Genomic DNA, 17174 nt, shown 5'->3' with positions numbered 1-17174 from the left:
CCGATGTCGTTGACGCTCGTCGGGGTCGAGCGTGCTGGGCATGCGGTCGCCCACCGCGACGAGAAGGGGCGGGTGACCGTGCGGGTTCGATTGGCCGACAGCTGAACTCAGTCGGCAACGAAACGGCTATTGGTGTTCGATCACTGACACCGTGCCATCGGCATAGTTGGCGACGTAGATGGTGTGGCTGCCCGGGTCCACCGCCAGTCTGGACGGGTCCTTGCCGACGGGCACGGCGGTGGTGACGGTGCGTGTTGAGCCGTCGATCACCGACACTGTGCCGTCGCCAGAGTTGGGCACGTAGACGGTGTGGTTGCCCGGGTCCACCGCCACCGCCTCTGGGCCCTTGCCGACACGCACCGTGGCGATGACGGTGCGTGTTGAGCCGTCGATCACCGACACTGTGCCCTCGCCGGAGTTGGCCGCGTAGACGGTATGGCTGCCGGGGTCCACCGCCACCCCAGACGGGCCCTCGCCGACGGGCACGGTCGCGGCGACGGCGTGTGTTGAGCCGTCGATTATCGACACCGTGCCCTCGCCCCGGTTGGCGACGTAGATGGTGTGGGTCGTCGGATCCGCCGCCGCCCCGACCGGATGTCTGCCGACGGGCACCGTGGCGGTGACGGTGCGTGTTGAGCCGTCGATCACCGATACTGTGCCGTCGCCGTTGTTGGAGACGTAGATGCTGTGGGTGCCCGGGTCGACCGCCACCCCGACCGGGTACTTGCCGACGGGCACGGTGGTGGTGACGGTGCGTGTTGAGCCGTCGATCACCGATACTGTGCCGTCGCCATTGTTGGGGACGTAGACGGCGTGGGTGCCCGGGTTCACCGCCGCACCCTCGGGGTTGAACCCGACGGGTACGGTGGCGGTGACGGTGCGTGTTGACCCGTCTATCACCGACACTGTGCCATCGCCGCGATTCGCGACGTAGACGGTGCGGATACCCGGGTCCACCGCGACCCCTTCCGGGTACTTGCCGACGGCGACGGTCGCGATGACCGGGGAAGTCGGGCCCCGACCAGCAAATAGAAACGCTGCCAAAACGACGGCAGCTATCACCGCGAGCACGCCCGCGACCGTCAGTTGCCGCACCAACCTCGAACGCTTTCGGTCTGGGCTGGGCTCGAGCTCCTCGGATGCCGGGTTATCGAGCGGATCGAACAATGCTGCGGCGTCTGCGCCCGTCTCATTTCGTGTCTTATTGGCGTCGGTGTGCGGCTTCGTCCCGCCATCGTGAGCATCTTCGGGCGGGGGCACCCCGGGAGTGACGGCTACACGTGCCGCGCTCGCGAACTCCCTGACGGTTTTATAACGCTGGTCAGGCGATTTAGCCATGCCGGTGGCGATGACATCGTCCAGTGCGGCGGGAATTGCGGGACGCAGCAATGACGCTTTGGGCGGTGGCTCTTGCATGTGGGCAAGGACGATCTGTTCCAGCGAATCGGCGGCGAATGGCAGCTGCCCCGTCACCGATTGGTGCAGGACGCAAGCCAACGCGTAGGTGTCGGAGCTGGCAGCAGGGGTGGTGACCCGGAAGCGCTCGGGAGCCATGTAGGCCCAGGTCCCGATGGTTGCGCCGGTGCTGGTCAACCCTGGTTTCCCAATGCTGCGGGCGATGCCGAAGTCGATGAGGTAAGCGAAGTCGTTTTCGGCGACCAGAATGTTCGACGGTTTGACGTCGCGGTGCACCAGTTTGACCCGGTGCGCGGCATCCAGCGCGAGGGCGATCTGCTCGATGATGAAGACGGCCCGGGCGGGCTCAAGCGGCCCGTCGGCGAGGAGCGTTTCGAGGCTCTGGCCGTCGATTAGCTGCATTGTTACGAACAGGCGGTCCTCGACCTCGCCGAAATCGTAGATCGGCACAACATGAGGTTCGTTAAGCCCAGCAGCGGAGCGGGCCTCCTGCCGAAATCGCTGTTGGAACACCTGATCATCGGCGAGATTCGTCGGGAGCACCTTGAGGGCTACATCCCGATCGCATATCGGGTCGTAGGCTCGCCACACCACGCCCATGCCGCCTTGGCCCAACGTCTTGATAAGGCGATAACGCCCGAACGGCGTGCCCTCCACCGGCTCACCATACGCACCGAGCCGGTCTGCTGCCAGGAAGAGAACCGCCAGATCGCAGACCTATACGAGCGCTCTAATGGGCCGCACGGCTCATCCGCCGGCCTCGTCCGCGCTCTCGGCGTTGTCGTTGATCTGAAACGTGAACTCATGGTCGCAAATACGGATGTGGTGGCCGTCCTGCAGCGTGGCGGCCGCACGGATCCGCTGATGCTGTACGTGCACCCCATTCGATGACTGAAGATCTTTGATGATGTAGCTGGTTCCGGTGTCCACGATGACGGCGTGATGACGGCTGACGTTGTCGCCTTCGAGGATGATGTCGTTGTCGTCGAGACGTCCGATCTGGGTCGCCGTTGCTTGCAGCGGGTAGCTGCGACCTGAGGCGCTGAGCAGACAGCCAAACGACATCTGACCGGAGGCCTTAGTGCGCTGATCAAGCACGGTGACAGTACCGGCGGCAGCGGATTTGGCAGCCTTCTTCACGTCTAGCGGTTCCTGGCGCAGGATCCTTTCATTCAGGTCGGTCAGCGTCTGGACAGGTTCGATTCCGAGCTCTTCGGCGAGCGTTGTTCTGAGCCGGCGATAGGCGGCCAACGCGTCGGACTGGCGATCGGCCAGGTAGTAGGCGGTGATCAGCTGAGCCCACAGCGGCTCACGGTAAGTGTGTTCGGCAGTCAGTGCTTCTAGTTCGGTGATCACGGCGGAGGGCCGCCCGCAAGCTATTTCGGCTTCAGCCATCGCGGTATGAGCGAGAATCTTTTCCTCCACGAGGGCGGCGGCAAAAGAGTCGACAAACTGAAAGTCGCGCAAGTCCTCGAGTACCGGGCCACGCCATTCTGCTAATGCAGCAGATAGATTCCGGCTGGCGTCATCGAACCGTCCCGCAGCCGCCGCGCGCACGCCGGCGGCCTTCTCAGCGCTGAACCGCCCGAGATCGCAAGCGCTGTCGGGGATGTTCAGTCGATATCCCGGCGGGGCCGCTGCCAACGCCGTCCGTGGGTCGAGCCCGGCGCCGCCGAGCAGCTGGCGGAGATTGGACACGTAGGAGTAGAGGCTGGCCTTTGCTCCTGAGGGGGGGTCACCGTCCCAGATGCCTGTGATAAGTGACTCGGCGCCTACCGGTCTATTGCGGTTGATGACCAGCATCGCCAACACTCCCCGTTGTTTAGGGGTGCCTAACGGTACTAGGGCGCCGTCGATACTCATCTCCAGCGGTCCGAGCAGACCCAATCCGAGACGTTCGCCCACCATCGCGCTCACCAGTCCTCCTGTGGCGTCAGGTGTCGCCAATCGGTCAGTTGTCATTGTTACGAAGTTTGCGGATTGACGTGGCGCAATCGTCCCGAGTCCGCCAACCTGCGGCCGCCGCGGCTGCCCACGGTCTGGCCGTCTGACGTCTCGTCAAGGATTTATTGAGATTCCCCAAAGACCCGCTGCCGATTGTGGTGTCAACGCAAACAGCGCAGACCACCGACCCACATCAGCACAGGGAGATCCCAATGTTCACTCACGGTTTGACCTTGCCGGGCCTGCTCCGGAGCCAGTCTCTGTTACACGCCGAGTCGATCGCCGTCTCACACAACGACCAGCAGCTGACCTTCGCCCAACTCGCCGACAAGAGCGAGCAGCTTGCGGTCCACCTTCAATCGCTTGGCGCGGAGGCCGACGACTGCATCGGTATCTTCATGGACCCGTCCATCGACCTCATGGTCGGGGTGTGGGGCGTGCTGTTTGCCGGCGCCGCCTACCTACCGCTGTCGCCGGAGTACCCGGACGAGCGGCTGCGGCACATGATCGCCGATTCCGGCACCAAAGTTGTGCTTGCAGACCAGGCTCTGCGGGCACGGCTGACAACGCTGGCGCCGGCGGAAACCATCATCGCCGATCTGGCCGACGCGCGTGATTACCGTGGCGCGGATCTCAGCGACAAGGCGAGCCCAGACAACGTGGCCTACCTGATCTACACCTCCGGCAGCACGGGCAAGCCGAAAGGCGTCATGATCGAGCACCGCAGCATCGTCAACCAGCTCCAATGGCTCGCGAGCACGCACGGCCTGGACGAGCGGACCACGATCTTGCAGAAGACGCCCCTGAGCTTCGACGCGGCGCAGTGGGAGATCCTCGCGCCGGCGTGCGGCAGCCGCGTGGTGATGAGCGGACCGGGCGCCTACCGCGACCCCGAACAGTTGCTTGACCTGATCGTCAACCACGACGTGACGGTGCTGCAGGGCGTGCCAACCCTGTTGCAGGCGCTCGTTGACACCGAGGAACTGCGCCGGTGCACCTCGCTTACCCGGATCTTCAGCGGCGGAGAGGTGCTGCCGAAGAAGTTGGCAGCGCAGCTGCTGGACACGCTGCCAGGCTGCGCCCTGATCAACCTTTATGGCCCCAGCGAGTGCACGATCAACGCGTCTTCCTTTGTCGTGGAACGTGATTCCACGCTGGCCGGTGCCCCGTCTATCCCGATCGGCGCGCCGGCGCACGGCGTGACCTTTTACATCTTCGACGACAAGGGAGCGCCGACGGCGGTCGGCGAGGCCGGCGAGTTGCACATCGGCGGCGTGCAGGTGGCGCGCGGCTACGTGCAGCGGCCGGACCTGACCGCCGAGCGGTTCGTCCGCAATCCCCTAGCAAGTGAGGCCGGCCAGGACCGCCTCTACCGCACGGGCGACCTGGCCCGCTGGAATGCCGACGGCACCGTAGAGTTCGTGGGCCGCCGGGACAACCAGGTGAAGCTGCGCGGATACCGGGTCGAGCTGGATGAGGTCCGGGCCGCCGTCGAACTGCACGAGTGGGTCAAGCGGGCAGAAGTGATCGTCCGAGACGACCCGCGCACGGGCGCGAACCTCGTAGTGTTCACTGAGGTCGACGCGAAGGAAGCGGCGGTGATGGACCAAGGCAATCACGGCGTACACCATCAGTCCAAGTCGTCCAAGCTGCAGGTGAAGGCTCAGCTGTCCAACGCCGGCTGCTGCCAGGACGCTACGCTCGCGGACTGCCGTCGAATTGATCTGCCGGGCCGCATCCCGACCGCCGAGCAGCGCCGAATCGTCTTCGGCCGCAAGACGTACCGCTTCTTCGAGGGTGGAGACGTCACCCAGGCCGACCTCCTCAAGCTGCTCGACAAGCAGCCCCCGATCTCCGATGCACGCAGCATCGACTCGCTGACGCTCGACGAGCTGGGCGGGATCCTCCGCTACTTCGGGCAGTTCCACAGCGATGAGCGTCTGCTGCCCAAATACGGCTACGCCTCACCGGGCGCGCTGTACGCGACGCAGCTCTACCTAGAGATCTCGGGGATCGCCGGCCTCGCGTCCGGGATCTACTACTACCACCCGATCCAGCACCAGCTGGCGCTGGTCGCACCGGCTGCCACGGACGGCGCCTGCCTGCGCCTGCACTTCGTCGGCCGCCGCAACGCCATCGAACCGGTGTACCGCAACAACATTCAAGAGGTGCTGCAGATCGAGGTCGGCCACATGCTCGGCTTGTTCGATGCCGTGCTGCCGGCCTTCGGGCTCGCGGTCGGCGGCTTCGACTCGGAGTCGGCGCCCGCGAACCTGGGTGCCCCCGACGACTTCCGCCTCGGTAGCTGCGACATTGTTCCGATGGCCGGCCCTGATGCGGCGGACCCGGTCGAGGTCTACGTCCAGGCGCACGAGGGCAGGATCTCCGACCTACCCGCTGGTCAGTGGCGGTACAGCGCCGGTTCCCTGGAGCGGGTAAGCGGCGAGCTGGTGCAGAAGCGCCACGTGATCGCCATCAACCAGCAGACGTACGAGCGGGCGGCCTTCGGGATCACCATGCTCAGCCACAGCCCCAGCGTGTGGACGCGCTACGTCGACCTGGGCCGCAAGCTGCAGCAGCTGCAGATGAATGACCTTGGACTCGGATTCATGTCGTCTGGTTACAGCTCAGAATCCGGAAACGACCTGCCGTCCGCCCGGCGCGTCGCTGATATTTTCGGCGCCGGCGACGGGTCCGCCTTCTACTTCGTGGTCGGCGGGCGGGTCAGCGCCACGCAGTGGAGCAGCGAAGGCATGGCCGAAGACGCCGTGCACATGAAGGGCCCGGCGGAGTTGATCCGCGACGACCTGGCCCAGCGGCTCCCGCACTACATGGTTCCCAACCGGGTCACCGTCATCGACACCATGCCACTCACCGCCAACGGGAAGGTGGACGTCAAGGCCCTGCAGGCGCTGGACGAGTCGATGACCAAGCTCTGCACCGGCCCGATCGAGGAGCCGCGCACGGAGACCGAGAAAGTGATCGCCCGGCTGTGGCGCGCAACGATGCACCGCGACGACGTCTCCATCCGGGACGACTTCTTCGCGGCCGGCGGCAACTCCCTTTCCGCGGTCGTGCTGATCAACAAGATCAACCGGCAGCTGGGGACCGCACTGCCGCTGCAGGTGCTGTTCGAGGCGCCGACCATCAGCGAGCTCGCGGCCCGAGTCGACCGTGACGGCGGCGCCGGCTGCTCGCGGCTGGTGCCGCTGCGGGGAGACGGCGAAGGGGCCCCGGTCTACTGCTGGCCGGGACTCGGGGGTTACCCGATGAACCTGCGGCTGCTGGCGGCCAACGCGCCCGCCGACCGCCCGGTGTTCGGCATCCAGGCCTCGGGCATCAACGCCGGCGAGACCATCTGCCCGTCGCTGGCGGAGATGGCCGCACTTGACGTCGAGATGATCAAGAAGCACCAGCCGGAAGGGCCATACACGTTGTGGGGCTACTCCTTTGGCGCCCGTCTGGCGTTCGAGGTGGCATATCAGCTCGAGCAGCTCGGGGACGAGGTGGAGCACGTGTTCCTGATGGCCCCCGGCATGCCATCGCTGCCATTTCCGGGCCGCGTTGCCGCCGATGCCGAATCCAGCTTCGACGACCGGCTTTTCGTCGCCGTGCTGTTCTCGGTGTTCGCCGGCAGCCTCGCTCACCCCGCGCTGAGCGCATGCCTGGACGCCGCGACCGACGAGGACGCGTTCGTCGCCTTCATCGCCGAGCACTTCGATCACCTCGACGGCGACTTGGTCCGGCGCATCACCGGAGTGGTACGCGAGACATTCCACTTCCCGGTCACGCTCGACCAGCGACGGATCTCGGCGCCAATCACGGTCTTCACCGCGCAGGGCGACGAGGTATCCCCGTTGGAGAACCTCGACGGTGTGTCGAGCAGTCCGCGGACCGTCGTGCGCCTAGCCGCGGACCACTACAGTCTGCTGCGGGCCGCCGGTATCGACGAACTCGCCGAGGCGATCCAGGCCCGCCTGCGGGTGCCCGCCGAGGATCTGCACCAGACGAACGTCAGGCACTTTCCGATCCCGCTCGGCGGGCAGCGCCGCACGCAGACGTCGCACGTGCGGGTCAGCCACGTTCCCGTCCTCAAGGCCGCCCGCGACGACAACCACACCGACGCGACGGGCATCCCGCTCTGGCCAGCGAGCTAGCCCGACTCCCCGACGAACAGCAAGGAGTTCTAATGCAGCACAAAAGCATTCCCCTCGCTTACAGCGACGAGGTCGCCGACGCCCTTGCCGCTGGCCAGCCGGTGGTGGCGCTGGAATCCAACGTCATCACCCACGGCCTGGACTACCCGCACAACGTCGCCACGGCACACGCCGTGCAACGGGCGGTCCGCACAGGCGGTTCGGTGCCGGCGACCATCGGCATCATCGACGGCCAGATCAAGATCGGCATGACCGACGCGGAGATCGAGAGTTTCGGGACGACCGCGGGGATCCCGAAGGTGAGCAGCCGGGACATGGCCGCCCTTCTCGCCACCGGCAAGTCCGGTGCCACCACGGTCGCGTCATCGCTTGTCGCGGCGGAGTTGGCCGGCGTCACCTTCTTCGCTTCGGCCGGCGTCGGCGGCGTGCACCGCGGGGCCGAGACCACCATGGACATCTCCTCCGACCTGGTGCAGCTCACCCGCTCGCGGGTGGCCGTCGTGTGCGCCGGGGCGAAGAGCATTCTGGATCTGCGCCTGACCCTCGAGTTCCTCGAGACGCATTGCGTGCCGGTAATCTCCTACCGCTCAGATGATTTCCCCGCCTTCTACGTCCGCTCGAGCGGCCTTCCCAGCCCGCAGCGACTCGACGACCCGGCCGCGATCGCTCGCACCGCCGACCTGCACTGGGCGCTCGGCGCGCCGGGCGGAGTGCTGATCACGCAGCCGATTCCCGCCGAGGAGGCCATCGACGCCGCCGAGATCGAAGGCGCCATCGCGGCGGCGATGGTCACCGCGGAGCGCGACGGTGTGCGGGCCGGCGCGATCACCAAGCATCTGATGCGCGCCGTCGACAAGGCGACCGAAGGTCGTTCGGCGCAGGCCAACACCGCGGTACTCGTCAGCACCGCGGAGCTCGGCGGCAGACTCGCCGCCGCGTATGCCCACAGCCACAACGCAACCGACAACAGGAGCTTCGCATGACCCTGACCATCGCATTCGACCTGGACGGAACTCTCATCGATACACCAAGCGCGATCGTGCAGACCTTCGCGGCGGTCTTCGCCGCCATGGGCGAAACGCCGCCCGACGCGGCGGCCACCCGCGCCACCATCGGCCTGCCGCTGCCGCGGGCGTTTGGCTCGCTGCTCGGGCTCGGCGATGACGACGCCCGCGTGGCCGAGGCCGTCGGGCTCTACCAGACCTTCTTCCGCGAGATTGTGCTGCCGCGCGGTCGGGAGCTGATCTTCCCCGGGGTCGTCGACGGGCTGGCCGCGCTGCGGGCCAGCGGCATGACCTTGACCGTCGCGACAAGCAAATTCCACGCCAGCGCCGAAGCGCTGCTACGGGCCGCCGGCATCTGGGACGAGTTCACCGTGGTGCTCGGCGCGGATGAGGTCTCCCGTCCCAAGCCGGAGCCGGAAATGGTACTCCGCATCATCGAAAAGCTCTGCGTCACAGCCAATTCCACAATCGTCGTGGGGGACACCACGCACGACTTGACGATGGCGAACGCGGCCGGCGCCCGGGCGATCGCGGTCTCCTACGGCGTGCACGCCGCGGCGGACCTGTGGGCGCTCGAGCCCGTCACCGTAGCGGACACGTTCGACGACGTCGTCGCATGCCTGAAAGAGCTCGCCGACACAGCTCAGCAAACGCAGCGTTGTGACTCACAGCACGGCCCAGTGGGAGCGTTCGGGCCGTAGCGCAGTAGCCGCGGTGCCGCCAAGGATGTGTTTAGAAACCGCCAAGAGGGCGCGGCGATGCTGGTCTTAACTGCGAGACCACTTATGAGGAGCACCCGCACATGACCGTGAACAATCTGATTTGTCCCTCGGCCGTGCAACTGGTCGACCGGCTGCTCGACGACCGCAGCTACGACATCGAGTTCAACGGTCACCTCACCAACCACGCCAAGCATGCGGTCATCGCCCTCGCCGGGCTGGGGGCGTCACCGCAGCGCATCGAGGAGTTTTACGCGACGTACCCCGAGGAGACCCCGTATGGTCACCTCTTGCGGCCGCCGCGACCGGCAACCGTCACCATCACTGACGACAATTGGCGTGAATTCTGGGGAGCACGTAAGCATTTCACGGCCTACTGCGCCTTCTTCGATCAGAAGGAACGCGAACTCGGCCTGCAGGAAGTGCTGCGCACCTACGTGCCGCCGCTGCTGGACGGCTGGCTCGGCGGATTCGCCCACGGCACCATCCACCTCGGGTGGGCGCTGGCCGCTGGCAGCCGATGGATGATCATCGAGGGCCTCGCGTATTCGGCGTACTCCTACCGCTCTTGCCACCCCGAGCGCTCGCACCACGCATCCTGCTCCGGGGCGGGCGCCGTCGACTCCCTGCTGACGACCGTCCGCGGCTGGAACGGCGAATACGACGACTTCGTTGCGCACATCAACGACGTCATTACCGACACCACGGCCCGGGCCATGCACGGCATCGACCCCGAGTTGGCCCGTTCGGGATTGCAATTCAGGGTCGCCAGGCTGCTCGCCGACGGACACCCCTCGTTCTACGAGATTCCGGCTTGGATCGACGAGCACGACATCGGCGCGTGCTGGAAGCAGATGTACTACATCGTCACGCTCAGCTACCTCGTCGTGCCCGGTGACATCGTGCTGCTGCACCTGATCACGTCGCTGTTCGCACTGGAGAGAATCGCCGAATGGCTGCCGATCGAGCAGCAACGCTACATCCTGCGCTGCTTCTGGATCGGGATGTTCGGGCTGCTGCTGCACGACGGAAACCCGCCCGACCTCACGACCCTCGAGACCCTGCACGCGGCCTACTGCAACACGATTGACGCGCCAGGCGCAGCCGACCCCGACTGGAACGCCCTCGTCGCCCGGGCGATTGAAGAGAAGGAAGAACACAACCCGAAGTTGGTGTACGTCCTTCGCGCGCTGTGGCGCAGGACCGGCGGCAAAGATATCTATCGGGTTGCCGCGCACTATTTCACCGAAACCCCTGACTATCCATCGCATTTCGACGCCCCTCCGGCTGAATAGGAGCACTATCATGACCGTATCGTCCAAGCGGCTGGTAGCCGACAGTGAACACGGCGACCCGAATCTGCACGTCTTGCCGCAGACCAAACAACTGCGCGCGCTGCACACAATCGTGCGTGACCGGGACGCCACCCGCGATGATTTGGTCTTCTACTCCGGCCGGATCATGCGGTTGCTGATCGAGTGCGCCCTCGACCTATTGCCCTATGCGCCTTGGGAAGTGCAAACACCGGTAGGCGAAACCTATGCGGGCCTGCGTCTGCCGGCGCCGGTGTGCGGAGTTTCTGTCATCAGGGCGGGCGACAGCATGGAAGGCGCGCTGCGCAGCGCCTGGCCGTCGGTCCGCATCGGCAAGATATTGATACAGCGGGACAAGGTGACGAAGTTGCCGCAGCTGTTCTACAAGAATCTGCCCCACGACATCGCTGAGCGCCATGTGCTGCTGCTCGACCCGATGCTGGCCACCGGCGGGACCGCGCTGCAAGCCATTCAGGTGCTGCTCGACAGCGGAGTCGCCGAAGGCAACATCATCTTCGTGAGCCTGATCGCGGCGCCCGAGGGGATCGCGGCGGTGCGCGGCCAGCATCCAGAGCTACCCATCGTGACGTCGTCGGTCGAAGAGCGTCTCAACGAGAACGCCTACATGATCCCGGGCATCGGCGACTTCGGTGACCGGTACTTCGGGACAGACGGCAAGTCGGACTGATCAGATCCAGATGTTGTCGTGGCGGATAAACCATTCCGCGCGTTCCTCATTGGTCATGTCGGCCAACGCGCTCATCCCTTCGAAGTAGGCCTCGCGCGGCGCGGCGGGGGAGAACAGGATCAGGAAAGACGCTGGCTTATCGGAGACGTTGCGGAAGCCGTGGATCCCGCCGGGTGGAATGTAGAGGAAATCGCCCTGGTGCCCGTCGACCCAGTCGTGGCCGTCGTAGAGACCCATGGTCCCCGAGAGCACGAAGAAGGCCTCGGACATGGTGCGGTGAAAGTGCGGGCCGGGGCCGCCACCGGCCGCCGGTAACTCGACCCGATACAGGCCGTAGTCGCCGTCGGTGCACCGGTGATCGGCCAGGTAGTGATACTTGACCCCGCCGGTCTCGTAATCCGGTGACGCGTCCGCCCGCTTGAGCCAGGCGCTGGCCTCGGGCTGGTCTTTGCTGTAGCGCTGCGGCGGGTAGGGCGGCACAACGAGGGACATGACCTCAGTATGGCCGCAGCCCACCGGTCAGACCACGGAAATCCGCGCCCTCTCCAGTTTCTCGTCGCCGGCGACGAAGCCGGCTTGCGGTCGTCCCGGTACCGAACCCTGTTGCGCACCTTGTTTGCAGGACTCGGGAACGCCGTTGCGCTGAGCGAAGGCGACCGGCGCGGCCGTCCCAAGGATGTCTTGAGAAACCTTCTAGGTCCGCTGCTGATGCTGATTTCGACGCAAATTGCGCGCACCACCGACCCACATCACCCAAGGAGAGCCACGGAAATGACCACAAATGAACTACTCACCGGGCCGGCCGAGGCGCCGGGCGACATCGAATCGCCCCACCGCGCCCGCCGACTGCGTTGGGTTCTGGCATTGCTTGCCGCCGCTCAATTCTCGGTCGCCTTCGACTACACCAGCGTGTTCGTGGCGCTGCCCAGTATCGGTCATCAGATGAACCTGGCGCACGGGCAACAGCAGTGGGTCGTCGCGGCCTACGTCGTGTTCTTCGCCGGCTTCCTGACGCTCGGCGGCCGAGCCGGCGACATCTTCGGAGCCCGCAATGTGTTCATCGTGTCGCTGGTGTTTTTCGGCGGCGGCTCGCTGATCAGTTTCTTCACCAACGATTTCACCGTGCTTGTCGTCTCGCGTGCCATCCAGGGCATCGGCGCCGGCCTGCTGGACCCGTCCACGCTCGGACTGATCGGCCTGAGCTTCCCGGCCGGGAAGCTGCGTAATCGTGCCATGGCCGTTTGGGGCACAACCGGGGCGGTCGGTCTTTCGTTCGGTGTCGTGGTGTCGGGCGTCGTCAGCAATTACCTTTCCTGGCACTGGATTTTCGCGCTGAACATGCCGCTGGCGGTCATCATCGGTGTCGGCGCGATCCGCCTGTTGCCGAAGTTCACCACGGGCTCGTCCGGGCTCCCGCTGAACCTGGTCAACGCGCTACTGGCCACCGTCACCGTCGCCTCGGCCGTCTTCGGCATCACCCGTGCGGCCGACGTCGGCTGGTCGTCGATCCAGTCCTGGGGTGCCTTCATCGTGGCGGCGGTGGCTGGGGTGCTGTGGGTCCAGCGGGAAAAGGTCGGCGCCGCACCGCTTATCCCGGCGGGGCTGCTGCGCAACCGCACGCTGGTCTTCGGTGTCTTCATCACCGGTCTGTATTTGATGGCGTTCAACTCGATCTACTTCCTGTCCGCCCTTTACCTGCAGAACGACCAGAGGTACAGCGCGCTTGCGACGGGCCTTGCCCTGCTCCCGCTGGCCCTCGCGATGACCGCCGGAAACATGATCACCAACCGGTTGGCCAACAAGTATGGGGTCCGGCTGCCGCTGCTGATCGGTCTGCTGGTGGGCACCGTCGGCCTGGTGCTGCTCGCGATGGTCACCACCCTCGATCACAATCTGGTGGCCTACCTGGTCGTACTGATCGTCGCCGGCATCGGTTCCGGGATGGCGTTCCTTGCGTCCATGATGGTCGGCACCGCGGATCTGAAGCCCGAAAACCAGGGAGTGGGCTCGGCTCTGATGACCACCGGACACCACGTCGGCGGCGTGCTGGGCTTGTCCTTCTACGTGCTGGCTTTGGGCACGGGCGACAATTTCTTCACCGCATTCCTGCTCGCGGCGGCCATCGCGGTGGTAACCGCGGCGTTCAGCGCGTACGCCACCGCACGCAAATCCGATCAGGCGCGGTAAGCGCCAGATGGCAGGCGAATCGTCCTGACCGGAGTGTCGATCGGTGCCCACCGGGATTTGATCCCGGTGGGCACCGAGTCGATTTCGACGATCAACTTTCTGTTTGATAGCGCGGGAACACCCCGGTGGGCGCCGGTAGCGCAATGCCGGGCTCGAGCCGCTCACCGATCGCGGCGAAGCTGCGTTGCTCCTGCGACTGACCAAGCAGGTCGAGCAGCTTGCCTGCCGAGTCGGGCATCACCGGCTGAATCAGCAGCGCCGCAATGCGCACGACTTCGCAGGTGACATAGAGCACGGTGGCGAAGCGAACCTGGTCCGCCTGAGCCTCACTCTTCCGCAACACCCAGGGCTCCTGAGCGGAGAAGTACCTGTTGGCCGCGCCGAGCATCAACCAAATCGTTTCCAGCGCCAGATGCATTGCCTGGCTGTCGAACTCGGCACGAACCCGCTCGAGCAGACCGTCGGCGATGGTGAGTAGCTCGGTGTCCTCGGCGGTGAACTCGCCGGGCGTGGGGACCACCCCGTCGAGATTCTTGGCCACCATGGACAGCGACCGTTGGGCCAGATTGCCGAGCTCGTTGGCCAGGTCGGTGTTGATCCGGGTGATGATCGCGTCTTCGCTGTAGCTGCCGTCCTGGCCGAACGGGACCTCGCGCAGCAGGAAATACCGCACCTGATCCAGCCCGAACGTGTCGATCAGGGTGTTCGGGTCGACGATGTTGCCCACCGACTTGCTCATCTTCTCGCCGCGGTTCAACAGAAAGCCGTGTGCGAAAACCCTGCGCGGCAACTCGATTCCGGCGGACATCAGAAACGCGGGCCAGTAGACGGTGTGGAATCGGATGATGTCCTTGCCGATCATGTGCAGATCAGCCGGCCAATAACGTTGGAACAATTCGGATTCGGTATCCGGGTAGCCGACCCCGGTCAGGTAGTTGGTCAGCGCGTCGACCCAGACGTACATGACGTGGTCGGGATGATCGGGGACCTTCACGCCCCAATCGAACGAGGTGCGCGAGATGGACAGATCGCGCAGACCGCCGGAGACGAAACTGACCACCTCGTTGCGCCGCACCTCGGGTGCGATGAAATCCGGGTTGGCCTCGTAATGCGCCAGCAGCTTTTCGGCGTACGACGAGAGCCGGAAGAAATAGGTCTGCTCCTCGGTCCAGGTCACCGGCGTGCCGGTTTCGACGGCGATCCGGGTCCCGTCGACGACCGCGGTTTCCGACTCGACGAAGAACCGTTCGTCACGCACCGAGTACCAGCCGGAGTAGCTGTCCAGATAGATATCTCCGGCAGCCTCCATCCGCCGCCAGATGTCCTTGGACGCCTCATGGTGGTCGGCGTCGGTTGTCCGGATGAACCGGTCGAAGGAGATGTTCAGCTTCTGTTGCAGGCGCTGGAAGATGTCGGAGTTGCGCCGGGCCAGCTCGGCGGTCGGAATACCTTCGGCCGCAGCGGTTTCGACCATCTTGAGGCCGTGCTCGTCGGTGCCGGTCAGAAAACGGACGTCGAAGCCGTCCAGCCGCTTGAACCGGGCGATCGCGTCGGTGGCGATGTACTCGTAGGCATGACCGACGTGTGGATCGCCGTTGGGGTATGTGATCGCGGTGGTGACGTAGTACGGGTTCATCACCCCTCACCCTATTTGTCGGGCACCTTATTGTGTGCGCGTGAGCTCCAAACGTCCGCCGCCACCGGCACCGCAACGGTTGAGCCCGCTGATCGACGCGCACACCCACCTCGACGCCTGCGGTGCGAAGGATGCCGACGACGTGCACGCCATCGTCGATCGCGCGGCGGCGGTCGGTGTGACCGCGGTGGTCACCATCGCCGACGACCTGGCGTCGGCGCGCTGGGCGACCCAGGCCGCCGAGTGGGATCCACGTGTCTACGCCGCGGTGGCACTGCACCCCACCCGCGCCGACGCGCTGACCGACGCCGCCCGCGCCGAGATCGAGCGGCTGGCGGACCACCCGCGGGTGGTGGCGATCGGCGAGACGGGCATGGATCTGTACTGGCCCGGCAAGCTCGAGGGTTGCGCCGACCCGGCCGTGCAGCGGGAGGCCTTCGCGTGGCATATCGACCTGGCCAAGCGGACCGGCAAACCGCTGATGATTCACAACCGCGAGGCAGACGACGAGGTGCTGGATGTGCTGCGTGCCGAGGGCGCGCCGGACACCGTGATCTTCCACTGCTTCTCGTCGGGGGAGGCGTTGGCGCGCGCCTGCGTCGACGCCGGCTGGCTGGTCAGCCTGTCTGGAACGGTCAGCTTTCGCAACGCGCGTGAGCTGCGCGACGCCGTCCCGTTGGTACCCGCGACTCAACTGCTGGTGGAGACTGATGCGCCGTTTCTGACGCCGCACCCCTACCGGGGCGCCCCGAACGAGCCGTATTGCCTGCCCTACACGGTGCGGGCGCTGTCGGAGCTGATCGATCGGCCCGCGGAGGAGCTGGCCGAGATCACCACTGCCAACGCCCGCGGGGTATACGGGTCGGGGGTGGGGGTTAATAGTCGGTGAAGGTGACCGCTCCGAGTTGCCTTAGGCAGTGAATATCGTTACCGTCTTGTGATCGAACGGTGGGGGCCCTTAGTGGCCCCTTTTCTTTGTTACACCAGTTGTTTTTGAGGTCGGGATAAACGCGCGTTGAATGTAATAACGAAACTCCATCAGGCTCCCTCACCGGCTCTGCGGCTTCTCGTTGCGGGCTTTCTGCTGGTCCTGGCGTTCGCCGGTGCCTTCGCGGTCTCCGACTACAAGACGGTGACGCTGAGCGTCGATGGCACCGCAATGACCGTGGCGACCATGAAGTCGCGGGTGATCGACATCATCAAGGAAAACGGGTTCACCGTCAGCGAGCGGGACGACCTGTACCCGGCCGCTGGTGAGCGGGTCCACAGTGCCGCCAACATCGTCCTGCGGCGCAGCCGGCCGCTGGAGATCTCGCTGGACGGCCAGAACAGCAAGCAGGTGTGGACGACGGCCTCCACGGTCGACGAGGCCCTGGCGCAGCTGTCGATGACGGACACGGCACCGGCCGCGGCGTCACGTGGCAGCCGTGTTCCGCTGGCTGGAATGGCCCTGCCCGTGGTCAGCGCCAAGACGGTCGAGCTCGACGACGCCGGGGTGGTCCGCACCGTGCACTTGGCCGCGGCCCGGGTCGGCGACCTGCTGGCCGGCGTCAACGCGCCGTTGGAACAAAGCGACCAGGTCACCCCCGGCGCAGCGGCACCGGTGATCGATGGCATGCACATCCAGGTCACCCGCAACCGGATCGAAAAGATCACCGCGCGAGTGCCACTGATTCCGCCCCGGCGCCGGATCGAGGACCCGCAGATGAACATCAGCAAGGAAATCGTCGAGGACCCGGGCACCCCGGGCACCCAGGATGTGACCTTCTCGGTGTCCAAGGTCAACGGCGTCGAGACCGGTCGCCTGCCGGTGGCCAGCCACGTCATCGCACCCGCCCGCCAGGCGGTCGTGCGGGTCGGCACCAAGCCCGGCACCGAACTACCTGCGATCGCCAACGGCGAGGTCTGGGACGCGATCTCGCGTTGCGAGGCCGGCGGAAACTGGGCGATCAACACCGGTAACGGCTACTACGGCGGTGTGCAGTTCGACCAGAACACCTGGGAGCGCAACGGTGGCCTGCGGTTCGCGCCGCGCGCCGACCTGGCCTCGCGGGAAGAGCAGATCGCCGTCGCCCAGGTGACGCAGGCCCGTCAGGGCTGGGGCGCCTGG

At 65.5% G+C, this 17174-nt stretch carries 12 protein-coding genes; 8 read left to right on the top strand and 4 right to left on the bottom strand.

Annotation, left to right across the window (positions count from 1 at the left end):
• Positions 1–126: 126 nt before the first annotated feature.
• The gene (locus VN856_RS17460; RefSeq protein ID WP_325691212.1) at positions 127–2073 is read right to left on the bottom strand and encodes a serine/threonine-protein kinase; all 1947 of its coding nucleotides are present in this window, start codon (positions 2071–2073) and stop codon (positions 127–129) included.
• A gap of 90 nt (positions 2074–2163) precedes the next feature.
• Positions 2164–3324 (bottom strand): BTAD domain-containing putative transcriptional regulator, encoded by a 1161-nt coding sequence (locus tag VN856_RS17455; protein ID WP_325691214.1) that lies wholly within the window; start codon positions 3322–3324, stop codon positions 2164–2166.
• Positions 3325–3572: 248 nt separating this feature from the next.
• Here VN856_RS17455 and VN856_RS17450 point away from each other — a divergent pair, with 248 nt between their 5' ends.
• The 5 genes from VN856_RS17450 to upp all read left to right on the top strand — a co-directional run bounded on the left by VN856_RS17450 (position 3573) and on the right by upp (position 11241).
• Complete coding sequence (locus VN856_RS17450) at positions 3573–7517, top strand: amino acid adenylation domain-containing protein (RefSeq protein ID WP_325691210.1); 3945 nt, start codon at positions 3573–3575, stop codon at positions 7515–7517.
• 32 nt (positions 7518–7549) lie between these two features.
• The gene (locus VN856_RS17445) at positions 7550–8500 is read left to right on the top strand and encodes a pseudouridine-5'-phosphate glycosidase (RefSeq protein ID WP_325691209.1); all 951 of its coding nucleotides are present in this window, start codon (positions 7550–7552) and stop codon (positions 8498–8500) included.
• A complete protein-coding gene (locus VN856_RS17440; protein WP_325691207.1) occupies positions 8497–9222 on the top strand; it encodes an HAD family hydrolase in 726 nt (241 codons plus the stop codon). The genes VN856_RS17445 and VN856_RS17440 overlap by 4 nt, the downstream gene beginning before the upstream one ends.
• Positions 9223–9323: 101 nt before the next feature.
• Positions 9324–10535: a questin oxidase family protein gene (locus tag VN856_RS17435; protein ID WP_325691205.1), complete on the top strand. Its 1212-nt coding sequence runs from the start codon at positions 9324–9326 to the stop codon at positions 10533–10535.
• A gap of 10 nt (positions 10536–10545) precedes the next feature.
• Positions 10546–11241 carry a uracil phosphoribosyltransferase gene (gene upp / locus VN856_RS17430; RefSeq protein ID WP_325691203.1) on the top strand — a complete coding sequence of 232 codons (696 nt, stop codon included), beginning with the start codon at positions 10546–10548 and terminating at the stop codon, positions 11239–11241.
• Here the strand turns inward: upp and VN856_RS17425 are convergent, their stop codons facing one another.
• A complete protein-coding gene (locus VN856_RS17425) occupies positions 11242–11733 on the bottom strand; it encodes a cupin domain-containing protein (protein ID WP_325691201.1) in 492 nt (163 codons plus the stop codon).
• Positions 11734–12012: 279 nt separating this feature from the next.
• Between VN856_RS17425 and VN856_RS17420 the strand changes: the two genes are divergently transcribed.
• Entirely contained in the window at positions 12013–13428 is a 1416-nt protein-coding gene (locus tag VN856_RS17420) for an MFS transporter (protein WP_325691199.1), read from the top strand.
• Between the two features lie 91 nt (positions 13429–13519).
• On the opposite strand, the gene metG is transcribed toward VN856_RS17420, so the two are convergent.
• Positions 13520–15064 carry a methionine--tRNA ligase gene (gene metG, locus VN856_RS17415; protein ID WP_325691197.1) on the bottom strand — a complete coding sequence of 515 codons (1545 nt, stop codon included), beginning with the start codon at positions 15062–15064 and terminating at the stop codon, positions 13520–13522.
• A 34-nt stretch (positions 15065–15098) separates the two neighbouring features.
• On the opposite strand from metG, the gene VN856_RS17410 reads away from it, so the two are divergent.
• Positions 15099–15953, top strand: coding sequence for a TatD family hydrolase (locus VN856_RS17410; protein ID WP_325691196.1), 855 nt, complete (start codon positions 15099–15101; stop codon positions 15951–15953).
• Between the two features lie 126 nt (positions 15954–16079).
• Positions 16080–17174, top strand: a 1095-nt coding sequence (locus tag VN856_RS17405; protein ID WP_325691194.1) for a transglycosylase family protein, incomplete at its 3' end; no start/stop codon positions are given.

It is taken from the genome of Mycobacterium sp. (genome assembly GCF_035603715.1).
GTDB lineage: Bacteria > Actinomycetota > Actinomycetes > Mycobacteriales > Mycobacteriaceae > Mycobacterium.
The sequence above is the reverse complement of the archived record's forward strand: the minus strand, read 5'-3'. Positions and strand labels throughout refer to the sequence as shown.